We start from the raw sequence: 16,788 nt of genomic DNA on the forward strand, positions 1-16,788 counted from the left end.
TGACCATCGACGCGGCGTGCAGATAGGAACTGACTGGGGTCGGGGCCTCCATCGCATCCGGCAACCAAATATGCAGTGGTAACTGGGCCGATTTCCCCCAGGCGGCAAACAGGATGCCTCCGAATACCATGACTTTGGTGGTGTGGTCCAGTTGCGCCAGTGCCGTTAAAGCAAAGGTGCCGGTATTGACCAGTAGCACTGCCGCCGCCAAATACAGGCCGATGGCCGCCACATGGGTGACCAGCAAGGCTTTTAGCGCCGAGCGCAGTGACTTCTGGCTCTGGTAGTAACCAATCAAACCCCACGAGCAGCCGCCGGTAATTTCAAAGAAGAACAGCTGTCCCAGCAGGGTGGATGATAAGACCAGCCCTGCCATAGCGCCAATGAATACCAATAGCAGCGCATAGTAGCGGTTGGTGCCTTCGTGAGGGTGCTCGCGATTACCTAATGTCAGATAGCCGGTGGAATAGATACTGACCAGCAAGCCGAGGAATACCACGGCGAAAGCAATTAAGGTGCTGATGCGGTCGATGGTCAGACCGAACAGTGCCATATCACCGTAATGAATTAGATCAAAAGTGACATCCACCTTGCCGCCACTCAGATAGGCATAAGCCAGCAGCACGGTGCCGAGGGTGGCCAGCAGTGAGAAGAAGGTACAAGACCATTTCGCCCATTGCTGTGGTAAACAGGCAGTGAGAATGGCACCGGCAAACGGAACCAGAATGGTCGCAAGGGCTATGTTTATAAGGACTGAATTTATAAGAGCCAGGTTATCCATGATGGGTTTATTAGCTCCTTAAAGGCCGGTGAGATAGAAAACCAGAGACAAGGCAGCGACGCCAAACCCCAGCCAGGTAACACGGGAGGTCAACAGGAAGCGCCCACGGGCAATACTGTTTTCCACGATGGAGGCCAGTACAAACACCACCACCAATTTGATAACGCAGGCCACCAGCGCCCACAGCAAGCCCGGCCCACTCAGTACCGCCAGCTTGCCAAAGGGGATAAATACGCCGAGGAAAAGCTGCGCCACCACTACCTGTTTCAGGCTTATACCCCATTTGACCAAGCCCAGTGAGGCACCGGAGTATTCGGTCAGTGGCCCTTCCTGTAGCTCTTGTTCCGCTTCAGCGACATCGAACGGAATTTTGCCCATTTCGATAAACACGGCAAAACCGCAGGCCAACAGCGCCAGAGCCGTTGCGGTTGGTGACTGCCAGTGCCCTTGAGATAAGGTTGTACTGATGGTGCCGATATTGGTTGAGCCAGCAATCAGCCCAACCACCAGCAGTGACAGGATTAATGTCGGTTCAACCAACACCCCCAGCGTCAACTCGCGGCTGGCACCGATACCGGCGAAGATACTGCCGCTATCCAGACCTGCCAGTGAGAAGAAGAAGCGGAACAGCGCGAACAGATACAGCAGAGCTATCAGGTCGCCTGCCACGCCAAAGGGGGAGGCCAGCGTGAAAATGGGTAACGTCATGGCAATCAATAACATGCTGCCCAGCAGTACATAGGGCATCAGCCGGAAAATAATCCCGGCATTGGCCGGTGCCACATCCTGACGTTTCAGTAGCTTGGCTAAATCTCGATACTCTTGCAGGATGCCCGGCCCACGGCGCGAGTGCATTCTGGCTCTTACCATGCGCGAAATCCCCGCCATCAGCGGTGCCAGCGCCAGCATCACCAGCGCCTGCCCGATGGCGAAAGCAATCATAGAGAGCGCAGGCATATCAGTAGTTGGCATTGCTCGTCTCCTTAAATAGCCGCAATAATCAGCAGGGTTACCAGCGCGGCGACCACATACAGACAGTAGAGGCGGAAATCACCCTGTTGCAGCCATTGAATTCGTTGGCTGAGCCATTGGATAGAACGGATAAGCGGGGCCACTATTTTGTCATCCCAGACAGGTTCCACTCGGCCCGCACCACTGACGGAATATTCCAGCGCACGCTGCATCATCGGGGCGGGATCGAGTGTTTTACGCAATCGATAGAGCGGAGCAAACATGGCTCGCAGGGGTTGAGTAAAGCCACTGGCCGAGACAGTCATGGCCTGCTCATAGGCATAACCGCAAGCCCACGGGTCGCCACCATGACGAAATGCCAGACGACTGCCTCTGTAGAAACTGGCGACCAGTAAAATCACCAGCGGCAAAATCAATAAACCAAAGAAGATATATAGGGTGGACAGCATGGCCTGAGAGCTGTGTTGTGGGAATAACATCGAGCCTTGCGCTACCTGTAAAGAAGGCACCGGAGGCGCAGTTATCAAGCTGGAGGCAATGCGGCCAATCACCGGAGCGACATGGGTGGCACCTATTCCCAAAGCCAGGCAAAGCAGCGCCAACATCAGCATGGCGGTGGTCATCGGCCAGGGGACTTCGCGCGCAAGGGCGGCTTTTTCTGTACGCGGCAGACCGCAGAAGCTGATGCCATAAACTTTCACAAAACACATAGCCGCCAATGCACCGGTGATTGCCAGCATCACAATGGCGATTGGCCCGGCGAGGCGAATAATAAAACCGCCGTCTTTGGTCATGGTAAACAGTGATTGGTAGGTGAACCATTCACTGACAAAACCATTGAATGGCGGCAGGGCTGAAATCGCCATACATCCCACCAGAAAGGCCAGTGCGGTATAAGGCATCATTCGGGCCAGCCCGCCCATCTTTTCCATGTCTTTGGTGTGTAAGCGATAAATGACCGCACCGGCCCCTAGGAACAGCAGCCCTTTGAAGACGGCGTGGTTAAGCAGGTGGTAGAGCGCACCCAGTAAACCCAGCGCGGCGAGTACCGGCTGATGGCTGGCAATACCAATCATACCGACACCGACCCCCATCAGGATGATGCCGATATTCTCAACCGTGTGATACGCCAGTAGCCGTTTGATGTCGTGTTCGGCCAATGCATACAGCACGCCCAGCACTGAGGATACTGCACCAAAGCCCAACACCACCACGCCCCACCACAGTTGGCTGGCACCGAGCAAATCAATGCCGACTTTGATGATGCCGAAGATGCCTATTTTCACCATGACGCCGGACATCAGGGCAGAAGCATGGGAAGGGGCCGCAGGGTGCGCACGGGGTAACCAGCCATGCAGTGGCAGCATCCCTGCTTTGGCACCAAAACCGAAGAAAGCCAATAAGAAGATAACCGAGGCCATAATAGGTTGAGGATTAGCCTGCCGGAAGGCGGCAAACTCCAGGCTGCCGCTCAGGCGGTACAGTAGGAAGAACGCAATCATAATCAGCACGGAACCGGCGTGGGCAATCAGAAAATAGAGTAAACCCGCGCTGATGGCATCGTCATCCTGATCGGAAATCACCAGGAAGTAAGACGCCAGCGACATCATTTCGAAGAAAATAATAAAGTAGAAAGCATTATCCACTACCACCAACGCCACCATTGAGGCGATGAACAGGTTCATAAAGACCCCCATTCCCCACGCCCCGCGCCCTTTGTATTCCTGCACATAGGCCAGTGAATAGAGCGCGGTTATCACCACTAATAGTGAGATGACCATCAGCATAAATGCGGCTAATGGATCAAGACGCAAACTAAATGCCACAAACGGGAATGGCCCAGCGGTGGTGAAGGTGATAATCCCGCCGCCAAGTAGAGTGGGGGCCGCAGCAAACAAGCCCGCAAGGCCACCTAACAATGACGCCAATCCGGAGGCATAAATCGCCAGTGTTTCTCGTCGTGCCAGCAGCAGAGAAAGCAGTGCGCCAGCCAGATAAAGCAGTAAGGAGAGCCACAATAGCTCAAGCGAATTCATCATCTTTTCTGCTCCTCGTGAGAGATAGCTGACGAGGTGTCCACGACCATAAAGGGCAGCTCGTTGGCAAACCCACTGGCGGCGGCCAGGCGCTTGGCGTGATTTGCTTGTTCAATGCTGTGCTCATCCACCAGCATTAAGGCGTTAGTCGGGCAGACCCGCACACATTCCGGCCCCTGAGATTGGAAGCTGCATAAGTCGCATTTCACGGCAACAGTGCGTACTCCGGCATTCCAGGCAAGGAACGGATTCATGTTGGTTGGGCTGAATGGCACATCAGATAGCAGGGTCATCGGAATGTATTCAGGGAAATTTTCTGGCACTGCCAAGGGCTTACTGCCAGCCGGTGTGATTGCGCCAAACGGGCAGGCGATACCGCAGAGCTTGCAGCCGATGCAGGTGGTTTCATCCAATTCGACGGCGTTATTGGTCAGGGTGATGGCATTGACCGGGCAAACCCGCGCGCACCATGCATCTTCACAGTGACGACAGAGAATCGGTGCCGTAACCGTGGCGTTACGCATAACAGTCAATCTGGGATGCTGTTGTAAACCCTTGGCTTTATGCACCTGGCTGCAAGCAGCCATGCAGGTATTGCATCCAATACAAAGCCTCGGTTCCGCAATCACAAAGCGGTTCATGGCCATACCCTCCGGGACAAAAATCTGGTGACAGTCAGGCTGATAGCAATCATTTCCCAGCTCCAAAGCATATTCTGTGCCAGCACGGTGACCGCCAATGCAAAAGAGTGGTGAAGCCGCGCCAGCAGGGCATTAAGCTGATTGCAGACAAAGGGCAGGAATTTAAAAGGTAGTAAAAACAGAGGGATTGCCGCAGCGAAGTGTCGACAATAGTGACGAAATCCTCACTGTCGGATGACACTTCGACAGTGATTATTCATATCGTGAATTCATACCCAAGTAATATTATAAAATAGTGATATTTATCAGTATCTTATATTGACTATCGATTCCATGATATGGCCGGTATTACTGGCATCGTCTTTGCATTGATTTTGCCAGAGAAATCCATACTGGGAGAACAGTCATGCATGAGATTACCTTGTGCCAAAATGCTATTGCCATGATGGAACAGCAGGCACGATTGCACGGCGCACAGAGAATTACCGGCGTGTGGCTGGAAACCGGTGCCTTTTCCTGTGTCGAGCCGCAGGCACTGGAGTTCTGTTTTGAATTAGTGTGTCGTGGCACTTTGGCGGAAGGCTGTGTTTTGCATCTTAGCCAGCAGCAATCACAGGTGTGGTGCCATGACTGCCAGCAAGCGGTTAATTTGCTTAGCAGCAAAGTGACTCGTTGCCCGTTATGTGCGGGCAGCCACTTACGTATTGGGGCGGCTGATGATGGCGTGATAATTAAGCGGTTGGAGGTGGAATGAAGTTACTTTTTTTATGCCGAGACACTGCGGGAGCTGGATTATGTGTATAGGGATCCCTGGGCAAATTGTCGCGTTGGATGACACTCAACCAGGCACGGCATGGGTGGATGTCTGTGGCGTGCGCCGCTCGGTCAATATTATGCTGGTGGCGGCGGATGAGCAGGCTAGTACAGCATTAATCGGTCATTGGGTTTTGGTGCATGTGGGATTCGCCATGAGTCGACTGGATGAGGATGAAGCGCTGGAAACCTTACAGTTATTGCAAGAGATGGGGGAGGTTGAAAGTGATGTCGGGGCGTTTTTAGGGCAAAGAGGATAATGGTAAGCGCTTTTGATCGTTATTGACGTCAAAACAAAAGCGCATTCAAAATCATGGAGCTGGAGCTGGAGCTGGAGCTGGAGCTGGAGCTGGAGCTGGAGCTGGAGCTGGAGCTGGTTTTTTCGCTTTTTCTTCTGCTAGCCGGTGTTCCAGTTCAACCAGTTGCTCTGGGGATACGGCGGGGTAACCTTGCGCATCATCCGGTATCACGTGTACGGCCGGAATAGGGATTAATGGCCCCAGGAAGCGTGGCTCGCGTTTCATAATATAGAGATCTGACAGCGCGCCGAGGCGGGCAAAGATCTCACGTACCCGAACATTGAGCATATCTTTGGGGGACGGCACAGCAAAACACTGCGCTTGAATCCCCATATGCATCGCGATAAACAACGCCCGCTCGCAATGGAAACGCTGAGTAATGATAATAAAATCATTGGTATCAAATACTTTTCGAGTACGCACAATAGAATCTAGTGTGCGGAAACCGGCATAATCCAACACAATGTCAGAGGCGGGTACACCAGCGGCCATCAAATCGCGGCGCATGGTCATCGGCTCATTATAACTGTGTAGCGCATTGTCACCACTCAGCAGTAAGTAACTGACTTTGCCACTGTTATAGGCGTTTAGCGCCCCTTGGATGCGGTATTGATAAAACTGATTTATACCACCGGTTTTATAATACTTAGCCGTGCCTAATACCACACCAACCTGCCGGTGCGGTAAGTCTTGCAGTTCATCGTAGATAAAAGGGGCTGTTTTCCAGCTGATCCAGCGATCGAGCGCAATAGCTGTCACCATCAGCAACCCTGCGATGATAATTAAGCTAATAATCAGGCGTTTCCACATTCTCTGGCCTTTGATGCATTCAATTCACTGGTGATACTGCAAGGCTACTGTACCCACCGATATCATGCCAATAGTTTCTTCTTATTATATTAATGATTGAGGGGGAACTGATAACAGAAGAGTGAGTCTATAACCGGCCTGAGCAGCAGCGCAGGCCGGATAATGACTAGAACGAGGTTCGTTTGTAAGTCCGATACTGAGGCTGCCAATAGTTGTGCTCAATGGCTTTAGCTAATGCTTCCTCAGAAGTGACAATAGCGACCCCTTGCAACTGCGCAGCTTTCCCTACTTGCATAGCGATGGTTTTTGACACTGCCTGAATATCATCGATATTGGGCAGTAATGCTCCTTCGCCGTTTTGCGCCAGCGGTGAACACTCCGCCAATGCACGGCTGGCGGCCATCAGCATGCCGTCGGTGACACGCTTGGCACCGGATGCCAGCACCCCCAAACCAATGCCGGGGAAGATATAAGAGTTATTGCATTGTGCAATTGGATACAGTTTCTCTTTATAGCTGACCGGTGAGAAGGGGCTACCTGTTGCGACTAATGCTGCGCCATCTGTCCAGTTAATAATATCTTCTGGCCGTGCTTCTACCCGTGAAGTTGGGTTCGACAGTGGCATCACTATCGGGCGCGCACAGTGCTTGTGCATCTCGCGGATCAACTCTTCGGTAAATAACCCCGGCTGGCCAGAAACCCCAATCAGTACGGTAGGTTTGGCATTACGAACCACATCCTGCAATGAGATTGAGTCACTGGTCAGATTCCAGCTTTGCAATGCATCACTTTTTTGTACCAACTTACTTTGGAAATCCAACAAATTAGGCAGTTTGTCAGTCAACAGTCCGAAACGATCGACCATAAAGACACGCGCACGAGCTTGTTCTTCACTCAAACCTTCCGAAATCATCTGCGCAATGATCTGCTCAGCAATGCCACAACCGGCCGAACCTGCGCCGAGGAAGGTCACAGTTTGGTCGCGCAACTGGCTGCCAGCGGCATGACTTGCTGCAATAAGGCTGCCCAATGTGACCGCTGCTGTGCCCTGAATATCATCATTGAAACAGCACAGCTCATCACGGTAGCGGTTGAGCAGCGGCGTCGCATTGTTCTGCGCAAAATCTTCAAACTGCAACAATACATTCGGCCAGCGGCGTTTGACGGCCTGAATGAATTCATCAACAAAGGCATAATATTCGTCGCCGGAAATACGTGGATGACGCCAGCCCATATACAGCGGGTCGTTCAGACGTTGCGGGTTGTTGGTGCCCACATCTAATACCACTGGCAAGGTATAAGCCGGACTAATACCACCGCAGGCGGTATACAGTGACAGTTTGCCAATAGGAATACCCATGCCACCGATACCTTGGTCGCCAAGGCCGAGAATGCGTTCGCCGTCAGTAACCACGATAACTTTCACATTTTGCTTGGTGGCATTTTGCAGCATGTCATCAATATGTTCGCGATTTGGGTAAGAGATAAATAACCCGCGCGCGCGGCGATAGATGTCGGAGAAGTGTTCACAAGCTTCGCCGACCGTTGGGGTGTAAATAATGGGCATCATCTCGCTAAGATGCGCTTCCAGCAGGCGGTAAAACAGGGTCTCATTAGTATCTTGAATATTACGCAGATAAATATGTTTATCGTCGTCGTTTTTGAAATCCTGATACTGACGATAAGCACGTTCAGCCTGTTCTTCGATGGTTTCAACCGCTTCTGGCAATAAGCCGTGTAAATTGAAGTGGCTGCGCTCATCATTGGTGAAGGCGCTACCTTTGTTCAATAAAGGGAATTCTAATAGGATCGGGCCAGCGTAGGGGATGTACAGGGGGCGTTTACTTTCGTATTCCAGTTCCATGAGTTTCACTCTTAAACGTTATCAAGTCGTTACCCTGATCCTAAAAGATAAGAAAAAAATGTACAGCTTTTGTTAGTTAAATATGTCGGCTATCAGTAAATGTGGGCTGTATCACATTCATGGAGTAAGTCCGTAAAGCTGTATTTTGGCTAAAAATTTTCTTACGTATCGAAATGATTTAAATCGTAGTGTTGGAGCGTGTTCCCACCTGATTATTGGCGATAAGCCGACACTGTTTATATAAATGAAACTATAACAGTTATTCAATAGCTCTTTTAATTTGAAGGGAGAAATGCGATTTTTACCCCCGGATAACAACTGTAAGAATTAATTAAATTAAAAAATTTTATTAAATAACAATCGAGTATTACCAAAGTAAGACTATGTTAGATGATTTATATAAATTAAATTTCTGTCGGGCTAAATATGCACCCTGTAGTGTTAAAATAATCGATGAAAATAAAAATGGATAAATGCAGTGTTATTACTCTGATGCTTCTGCTATCAGGTTGCTCAAGCTATACAATACCAGTAGAAGATTTATCAGGTCTCTCGAATGATGATTTGTGCATCGCTTTGGGTGAGCGCAATGACAATGGGCCGATGGTTATTCGCATCACAAAAGAGATTGATAGTAGAGGGGGTCTAATTAATCAAGAGCGATGTTATATCGCCTCTTCAATGGCAATACAAAAAAGTAAACAAGAGTTCAAAGTCACACCTTATCAACCACCCACTTCATACTGTGGGCTGGATCCCCAATGTATTACCCCTCAACTGAGAGATGCGCTTTTATTACGTAATGGGGAGTAGCTAGCCAATAAATGTCGTTGCACAGTAGGTGTTTATCGGGGTTAGCAGGTAACCCCGTTGCGGTTTTATCTGTTTAAAATGTCACACGTTTTACATCGCTACAGCCTAATGCGGCCAGCGTTGCTTGGGTGGCATTCCACTGAGTCAGCACCGGTTTACTGCCTTCAACCAGCACTGCGCGGCGGATAGCACCACAATCTTTGCCAGCAAGGTTGGTCAGAATCAACGCGGCTTGCAGCGGTGGCAGGCTTGGATTAAAAGCTGCGTTTTCAGCATAGCGCCCAGTATAAATAGTACCGTCAGCGGCCTCCAATGCCACACCACTATGGGAGTTGCTGTAAGGTGCATGGCTGTGGCTTGCGCCATCAAGTGCTGCCTGAGTCAGGGCATCAGTTTCAGCAATTTTATAGCCGTGATCGACAGGGTCCATCAGCAGAGTGGTGATATTCAAATCTTTCGGGCCGAAAGAGTCGGGCAAATATTGCCCCAGAGTCGATGTTGGGCGGTTTGGCAAATGAATATGCAGACCGGTTCCGCTATTTAGTTCATTCATAAACTGGCGACAATGGCCACACGGCGTGTAATTGACAGTAATAGAGACCAGACTGGCCTCATTGCGCAACCAGGCGTGTGTTACGGCACACTGTTCGGCGTGGATGGTTTGTTGCAATGGGGCACCACTAAACTCCATATTGGCACCGAAATAGAGATTACCGCTGATACCGCGAGCAATAGCCCCGACCTTGAAATTAGAGACGGGTGTCAATGCACAAGCGGCGGCCAGTGGTAGCAAGGTAAATGCTAGCGCATCATCATCTAACCCGCTGATAGTCTTCACCGCTTTCACTTGATCTGCTGTCAGCATTGCAGGGAAATCGTTTGCGCTCATGATAGGTTCAAGTGCGGATTGCAGCGAGGCGGGCAACTTAGCCCAAGCGTCATGAAAACGTGCTTGCATAAGGTTCTCTCCAATAGTTACGGGAAACTATTTTAGGCAGCTTGGGGCTTTCTTGGTGTGATATAGATCCCGTTATATATGAAATTCATGCAAGTAAAATCTCAAATGAGAGATGTATCTCAAATTTATACTGCGATGTTAGCCAAATAAATGTAGCAGCACCGGAAACAAAAAGGGCGCTAGCAGTGAGGTGATAATCCCACAGATTACCAAGGCCAGTGAGCTGAATGCCCCTTCCTGAAAATCCAACTCAGCACAACGGGCGGTACCCAAGGCGTGTGATGCAGTCCCCATTGCCAGACCGCGTGAAGCTTTAGTGGTGATTTTCAACAAATTCAACAAGCTGTGACCAAACACCGCTCCCAGAATCCCGACAAAAATAACGCACACTGCGCTGATAGCAGGTAAACCATGAATAGATTCGGCCACCGCCATAGCAATAGGTGTGGTGACAGATTTAGGCAGTACCGAGGCGGCAATCTCAGGCGTTGCCCCCATCCACAGGGCCACAGCAGTGCCACTGACCATAGCGGTTATACTACCGATAAAACAGATGCTTATGATTGATTTCCAGCGCGCGCGAATTTGATGCAATTGCTCATACAGCGGGAAAGCCAACGCCACCACCGCCGGCTGCAACAGGTCGTTTAGTACTTTGCTGCCTGCAAAATAATTGGCATAAGGCATATGTGTCACCAACAACAATGGAATGATAACAACCATTGATATCAGCAAAGGGTTCAGCAAAGGCATTTTCAACCAGCGCGCCAAACGGCGTGCACTGAAGAACACAATTAACGTGAGTGGCAGCGACCACCATAAGTTACTGATCATTTGTCCTCCTCGGTGTGAGTGGGAGAACCAATCACCTTGCGCTCACGATGGACATAATGCGAGCTGTAACCGACGACCAACATCACAATCAAGGTACTGACAAAGCAGGAAACCACGATCGGGCCGAACTGCTTGGTGAGCTGGTCATAATATTGCATAACGCCAACACCGATCGGCACAAACAGCAGCGCCATGTAACGAATTAGCAGGTGACAACCGGGTTTTACCCATGTCGAAGGCAAAATCTGTGAGGAAAGCAGGGCAAACAGAATCAGCATCCCGAGGATGCTGCCGGGGATGCTGATGGGCAGCAGCAAGGCCACCGCTTTACCTGCCCACAAACACAGATAAATAATGGCGAAAGCCCGCAGGTACTGCCAGCCAAGTGAAGTCACATTGCGCATAAAAAGAGTCCTGAGTGACGGAATGCATTCATCATACAATTAACGTTGACACTGTGCTAGGTATCACACTATGAATAATTTTTATGGAATTATGCCAATTACGACTCGTCTTGCAACTGAGAGGGTTGCTGGGCTGGCGATTTGGCTAATTGGTAGCCACGATAGAAAAATACCAGCCCCAAAATAGCCGCCACAATCAACATGTAGAACATCATCTCCGGTGCGGCATAGGCTAACAGAAAACCGCAGAGTACCGGATTCGCAGCGCCACCTAATTGACCGAGGTTCTGTACGCCATAGTAACTGCCTTTGAGATTCGCGGGTGCAATAAAATCGATAAACAGATATTCGACCGGGATAACAATAATCTCACCCAATGAGAAAATCGCCATCGCTAGCATCCACACGGGGATTGACTGTTGCGCGGCCATAAATCCGAACAAACCAATAATAAAGAACAGCGTCCCTAGCATTAGCCAGCGCATTAAGTTCTGTTGATTCATACGGCGACTTAATAGGTATTGCAAGGTAATGACAATGGCCGCATTGACCGTCATCACCGCGCCAATCACCTGATAGGCAAATTTGGCATCAGAAACAGTAATCAGGTATTGAGATAAATAGCCGGAGAACTGACCAAAGACAATGGCACTGAGCATGCTGCCGACGGTGAAATAGATCAGCCGTTTGTCATGGCGCAAAATACGAAACGTTTGGCGGAAATCTGGTACAGATTCAGTCTGCGTATGCTCCATGACCGACATATCTGTACTGTCGATTCTAAATTTCAGTGTGATGGCAACCAACAACGCCAGTATGCCCGAAATGATAAAGGGGACTTGCGGCCCCATACTGACGACCAAAACACCCAATCCTGGCCCAACCGCCCAGCCAACATTGACCAGTGTGTAGTTGGCCGAGAAGGCTTTGATGCGCTCATTGACGGGCAACCAGTCGGCAAAACAGGCTTTAATAGCGATGCTATAAACTGAGTATGCCGAATGTAGCAATGCCAAAATCAGGATAATCCACGCCGGATGTTCAATCCACGGCAAGGTGAAAAAAGTGGCAGAGAACAGGGTAATCGCCAGCAAAATCAAGCGCTTTTTATTGAATTTATCCACCAGATAACCGCCATACAGACTGGTGAAAATCCCCAAGGTCAAACTTGCTCCCAAGACCAGCCCAACTTTGTCTGGCGCTAGCTGAAAATGTTCGGCCAAATAAATAGTGATAAACGGCAGCGTTACCGCTCGGCCAATGGTCAACACCAGCGAGGCAATTAGCAGGTTAGTGACACGCGATGGAAATCCTTTCATGGTATTTTCTTATTTTTAATTATGGGTAATAAGTTGTTTCTATGCGGATTATTGCCAATAAAAAGAATGACACGCACAGCATTACGACGCGACTCAGCCAATTACAGTAGACTATTGCAGGAGCGAAAGAGAGGGGTGGGAGGAAATTTTTTTGCAAATAGCAGATCGACCTGAATCGACCTGCCATTTATAGACTATTAACCTAAATATTCGATGATAGATAGCCCGCCATTATAATCAGTGCTGTAGATAATCCCTTGAGCATCAACAAACACATCACATGATTGAATCACTTGTGGGCGGCCAGGTCGTCTATCCATCATTTTTTCCGGTGCAGCGGGCACCAGAGCGCCAGTTTCTTTCGGCTGATAGGGGTTGCTGATGTCATAGGCCCGAACCCCCGCATTCTGATAAGTGGCAAAAATCAGCGATGAACTGATAAAACTGCCAGGCCGGTTTTCATGCAGATTATGTGGGCCAAAATGTGCGCCTTTTTTTACATAATCTCGCTCATCAGGCACGGGGAAGGTTGAGATACTCACCGGATTGCTCGGCTCACGAATATCAAATACCCAAATATGTTTCTCGCCATCCTCTTGGTTATCCAGTACTGCTTCATCCAGCACCACCAGTAAGTCGCGATCTGGCAGGGGAAGCGCAGTATGAGTCCCGCCACCAAACGGTGGGCTCCAGTTACGGTGGCTGATCAGTTTTGGCTCAGTGCGGTCGCTAACATCTAATAGTGTCAGGCCACCATCACGCCAACTGCCGTAAGCTGTATCACCGCTGATAATGGCATGGTGCAATGCATAGCGCTTACCTTCAGGCCAGCTGGCTTGTTCACCCGCAGCGGTATGCATACCGGGTAACGCATAACGCCCGGCAACCTGTGGTTTTTGCGGATCAGCCAAATCAATGGTTAGAAAAATATAATCACTGTAGCCGTCGAGCAGCGCAGAAACATAGGCCCAGCGCCCACCGACATACCAGATACGGTGGATACCGATGCCATCAAGTGGCAGGAAACTTATCTCGCGGGGCTTGTCCGGTATCGAAATATCAAAAATACGTAAACCGGCACTCCAACTACGGCCTTCTTGCCGGGTACTGACCGTTTGGGCTACCGAGCGGGTGTAATACACTTTCTCTTCGGCAAAACTAGCGTCAGCAAACAAGTCACGGGCATTAATGACCAGTAGCAGGTCATCATGAGCTTGTAAGTGTACATTCCACGTATTGGGTGGCGCGGCGATAAAACCAGCCGGACGTGGGTTTTTTGCGTCTCGTACATCAATAATCGAAACGCCCTGGGACACCATATGGCCGACATAAGCGAAACCACGATGCACCATCACCTGCACGCCATCGGGTTTTCCACCCTGATCACTATGACCAATCAGCCGCATATTGCGGCTGTATTCAGGTGTTGGCAAGACTCCTTGCGCTGCCATTTATTTCACTCCAAATCAATTTTTCACATGGGTCTTTAATGACACATTACTGACCATTTTTCGCCGCAAGGGTAGCAAACCAAGGTGAGTTGAAATCATCTGACTGACCCCAGCCTGGGATGATTTTACTCAAACCGGAAACGTTAACTGGGCCAGGTTGGCTCGCCAGCAGTGCTTGTGGAATAGAGGCTGCGCGGAATTCATAACTGGCAGGGGTCTCTTCACCGGCAATTTTCTTAGCGACCAGGCGTAAGTTAACGGCACCAATAAGTTTAGGATCGACGGCAACGCTGACTTTCCAAGGGCTATTCGCTTCGCGCATCAACTGCAAATCCTGATTCGAGATATCAATGCTGTACAATTTGATCTCGGTACGGCCGTTTTCTTGCAAGGCTTTATAAGCACCTTGAGTAAAGGCATCCCAGGTTCCCCAAATTGCATCTATTTTCCCTTTCGGGTATTTCGCCAAGACGGCCCCCACTTTATTCGCGGTATCGCCTTGAACATCGGATGAAACAGCACCAATAGATTCGAGTTCGGTAATGCCCGGATTTTGTTTCAGCAGTGCTTGATAAGCGGCCTGGCGACGCTCCATCGGTGGGAATCCGGCTACCCAGAGTTTGATAATATTCGCTTTGCCGTTGAAGTCTTTGACCAACTGACCGAAGGATTCATTAGTCAGTGAAGCATCATCTTGCTGAGTGACAGTCAGACCGGGGATATCACCCTGAATGGCAGTATCAAATACAGACACGGCAATGCCGTTCGCTGCAATGCGTTTTACCAGTTCAGTCGAGTAGGGGTCACGGCCCTGGGAAAGAATAATCCCGTCGTATTTCTGGCTGATAGCCTGATTAACAAAGTCCTGAAAACGCGCGTCATCGCCATTACTTAAGAAAGTATCGACTTTGAAACCCAGTTTTTTGCCTTCTTTCAATACACCTGATAGGAATTGAGTGGTGTTGTCATCGGAACCTAAATTACGGATCACCGCAATTTTAATTTGCCCTTGATGCTTGGCAATGGCATCAGGAATAGGGGCTACCGTGGCGGTGTCCGCAGCGAATACTGGCAGTGCCGTCAACAGGCTTAGGGCCAGTAATGGGGAAGCAATTTTTTTCATCCGGAACTCCGTCATGGTGTTGATAAGTTATGCAATGTGTACGGTGCTATCATTCATTCTTATGGCTATCTTTGTGTCTAGACGTCTATCTGTCTCTGTGTAGTATCATAACCATAACTATTTTGATAAGGAATTAACTTTGTTATGAATTTTTGGATCGCGTTATATCTTTTAGTTTGGACAGCTTAAATAAGCAGCAAAGTGCCAGGGGAAGGTGAGTATAATGAGTGCAAATAAAGCTAATAACCTTTTGCTCTTAGTGGTTTTGTTCCGGAGGAACTTTATAACCTTATATTTTCTGAGACAAATATTAGTGATAATATTTTATTTCGCTGCTTACTCAGTCCTGATATTCTAAATAGGGTTGAGTCATAAGAATAAAATAATAGAGGTTAACTACCATAACAAAAATTAATTATCACCATTTTAAGTTTAATGATATTTAAAGGATTAAAGTCACCATGGTTAAAATTAGCAGCCTATATAAATCAAGAAAGGATAGCGCTGATATAGCACAGCTGAATTTGAGTTATTGCATTAATAATCTCATATGTCGTTATATGTCTCGTAGTGAATGTCTGTTTTTATTTTTCCGCTACGTGCTGGTACTAATAACAATTATCTTTCTGGTCACTATTTTATTTCCAGACTTGATTGATGAAATTCTGGATTTTTCTGTTTCATCTTTTCTGGCAGTACTTTCATTGGTGCTTTTGCTACCTTGTTCATACCGTTTGGCTAGCCAAAGGTTAAGCCCATATTTATTAATGTTTCACCTTCTTCCATTTGTTTTTTATTTCTCGCACAGCTTATTAGCATTATGTTTATCGGGTTTATTTTTGCTTTATTTTATTGCTATAAATATTTATGACATAAAACCACCGACATGTGAACGTAGAAAACAACTGGCTTCAGCCTTACCTAATGAGTACCCATTTGGTTTGACGCTGGTTTTTTTTGGCTTATTATACATAAGCTTCTTTCTGTTTTTCGAATTGGATGATGCCATTATCTCTCTGATGATGCTGTCGTGGATTTTCTTTCTACTGGCTAAATGGCATTGGCCGGTTGTGGTATTAAATATAGTGGGTTCTGTCGGTGTGTTCTGGTTTTTTTCGTCAGGTTTCGTGGAAGTAAAACATCATAAGAATATTATTATTAATGCTCTCATTAAAATTTCCTTGCTGGATAATATTTTATTCCTGATCTTCTCATTAAGTTTATTTATTAATATGCTGTTTTGGTTGGAGACTTGGCAACGAGAGAGGCAACCTATAGCTAAAAGTGAGTAAAAATCTTTTTTAGTTCATTAATAGGCAATAAAAAGCCGGTCAGATTACCTTATGACCGGCTTTTTTACGTGTTAGAGCATTATTACTTCACTTGCATACCTGGCTGAGCACCATTGTCAGGGCTGAGCAGGAAGATGTCCTTACCGCCAGGGCCAGCAGCCATCACCATGCCTTCAGAAATACCGAAGCGCATTTTGCGCGGAGCCAGATTTGCCACCATGACAGTGAGTCGACCTTCCAATACTTTAGGATCAGGGTAAGCTGAGCGGATACCAGAGAAGACCTGACGGGTTTCACCGCCGAGATCCAATTTCAGTTTTAATAGTTTATCTGAGCCTTCGACAAAATCTGCTTGTTGAATCAGCGCGATGCGCATAT

Annotated in this window: 17 protein-coding genes; 4 read left to right on the forward strand and 13 right to left on the reverse strand. The window is 48.5% G+C overall.

Annotated elements, in window-relative coordinates; all coding sequences use genetic code 11:
* From ACNSO8_RS11590 to ACNSO8_RS11605, 4 genes are all read right to left on the reverse strand, one after another.
* The coding region (locus ACNSO8_RS11590; RefSeq protein ID WP_418394713.1) for a proton-conducting transporter membrane subunit at positions 1–781 on the reverse strand (781 nt) is incomplete at its 3' end.
* An 18-nt stretch (positions 782–799) separates the two neighbouring features.
* Complete coding sequence (locus tag ACNSO8_RS11595; protein ID WP_005168282.1) at positions 800–1,753, reverse strand: respiratory chain complex I subunit 1 family protein; 954 nt, start codon at positions 1,751–1,753, stop codon at positions 800–802.
* An 11-nt stretch (positions 1,754–1,764) separates the two neighbouring features.
* The gene (gene hyfB, locus ACNSO8_RS11600; protein ID WP_418394714.1) at positions 1,765–3,792 is read right to left on the reverse strand and encodes a hydrogenase 4 subunit B; all 2,028 of its coding nucleotides are present in this window, start codon (positions 3,790–3,792) and stop codon (positions 1,765–1,767) included.
* Positions 3,789–4,430, reverse strand: coding sequence for a 4Fe-4S dicluster domain-containing protein (locus tag ACNSO8_RS11605; protein WP_026018022.1), 642 nt, complete (start codon positions 4,428–4,430; stop codon positions 3,789–3,791). Before ACNSO8_RS11605 ends, hyfB begins: the two co-directional genes overlap by 4 nt.
* Before the next feature lie 406 nt (positions 4,431–4,836).
* Here ACNSO8_RS11605 and hypA point away from each other — a divergent pair, with 406 nt between their 5' ends.
* Positions 4,837–5,184: a hydrogenase maturation nickel metallochaperone HypA gene (gene hypA / locus ACNSO8_RS11610; RefSeq protein WP_004699418.1), complete on the forward strand. Its 348-nt coding sequence runs from the start codon at positions 4,837–4,839 to the stop codon at positions 5,182–5,184.
* Positions 5,185–5,224: 40 nt separating this feature from the next.
* The gene (locus tag ACNSO8_RS11615) at positions 5,225–5,503 is read left to right on the forward strand and encodes a HypC/HybG/HupF family hydrogenase formation chaperone (protein WP_019082755.1); all 279 of its coding nucleotides are present in this window, start codon (positions 5,225–5,227) and stop codon (positions 5,501–5,503) included.
* Positions 5,504–5,554: 51 nt separating this feature from the next.
* Here ACNSO8_RS11615 and sanA read toward each other — a convergent pair whose 3' ends face one another.
* Together sanA and ACNSO8_RS11625 are read right to left on the reverse strand one after the other, a co-directional pair.
* Positions 5,555–6,352 carry an outer membrane permeability protein SanA gene (gene sanA, locus ACNSO8_RS11620; protein WP_023160516.1) on the reverse strand — a complete coding sequence of 266 codons (798 nt, stop codon included), beginning with the start codon at positions 6,350–6,352 and terminating at the stop codon, positions 5,555–5,557.
* Positions 6,353–6,518: 166 nt separating this feature from the next.
* On the reverse strand, positions 6,519–8,216 hold the full coding sequence (locus ACNSO8_RS11625) for an NAD-dependent malic enzyme (RefSeq protein WP_019082756.1): 1,698 nt from the start codon (positions 8,214–8,216) through the stop codon (positions 6,519–6,521).
* 465 nt (positions 8,217–8,681) lie between these two features.
* Between ACNSO8_RS11625 and ACNSO8_RS11630 the strand changes: the two genes are divergently transcribed.
* Positions 8,682–9,029, forward strand: coding sequence for a hypothetical protein (locus tag ACNSO8_RS11630; RefSeq protein WP_050916863.1), 348 nt, complete (start codon positions 8,682–8,684; stop codon positions 9,027–9,029).
* Positions 9,030–9,102: 73 nt separating this feature from the next.
* On the opposite strand, the gene cdd is transcribed toward ACNSO8_RS11630, so the two are convergent.
* From cdd to ACNSO8_RS11660, 6 genes are all read right to left on the reverse strand, one after another.
* A complete protein-coding gene (gene cdd, locus ACNSO8_RS11635) occupies positions 9,103–9,987 on the reverse strand; it encodes a cytidine deaminase (RefSeq protein WP_050163761.1) in 885 nt (294 codons plus the stop codon).
* A 138-nt stretch (positions 9,988–10,125) separates the two neighbouring features.
* Positions 10,126–10,821: a CidB/LrgB family autolysis modulator gene (locus tag ACNSO8_RS11640; RefSeq protein ID WP_005162334.1), complete on the reverse strand. Its 696-nt coding sequence runs from the start codon at positions 10,819–10,821 to the stop codon at positions 10,126–10,128.
* Positions 10,818–11,225 (reverse strand): CidA/LrgA family protein, encoded by a 408-nt coding sequence (locus tag ACNSO8_RS11645; protein ID WP_019081026.1) that lies wholly within the window; start codon positions 11,223–11,225, stop codon positions 10,818–10,820. The genes ACNSO8_RS11640 and ACNSO8_RS11645 overlap by 4 nt, the downstream gene beginning before the upstream one ends.
* Positions 11,226–11,323: 98 nt before the next feature.
* The gene (locus ACNSO8_RS11650) at positions 11,324–12,544 is read right to left on the reverse strand and encodes an MFS transporter (protein WP_418394715.1); all 1,221 of its coding nucleotides are present in this window, start codon (positions 12,542–12,544) and stop codon (positions 11,324–11,326) included.
* Positions 12,545–12,741: 197 nt separating this feature from the next.
* A complete protein-coding gene (locus tag ACNSO8_RS11655; protein WP_263700494.1) occupies positions 12,742–13,995 on the reverse strand; it encodes an LVIVD repeat-containing protein in 1,254 nt (417 codons plus the stop codon).
* A gap of 46 nt (positions 13,996–14,041) precedes the next feature.
* Complete coding sequence (locus tag ACNSO8_RS11660; RefSeq protein ID WP_019082760.1) at positions 14,042–15,118, reverse strand: sugar ABC transporter substrate-binding protein; 1,077 nt, start codon at positions 15,116–15,118, stop codon at positions 14,042–14,044.
* Positions 15,119–15,579: 461 nt separating this feature from the next.
* Between ACNSO8_RS11660 and ACNSO8_RS11665 the strand changes: the two genes are divergently transcribed.
* Positions 15,580–16,410 (forward strand): hypothetical protein, encoded by an 831-nt coding sequence (locus ACNSO8_RS11665; RefSeq protein ID WP_072076779.1) that lies wholly within the window; start codon positions 15,580–15,582, stop codon positions 16,408–16,410.
* 82 nt (positions 16,411–16,492) lie between these two features.
* Here ACNSO8_RS11665 and metG read toward each other — a convergent pair.
* Positions 16,493–16,788, reverse strand: a 296-nt coding sequence (gene metG / locus ACNSO8_RS11670) for a methionine--tRNA ligase subunit beta (protein ID WP_418394716.1), incomplete at its 5' end; no start/stop codon positions are given.

It is taken from the genome of Yersinia sp. LJYL362 (assembly GCF_048323875.1).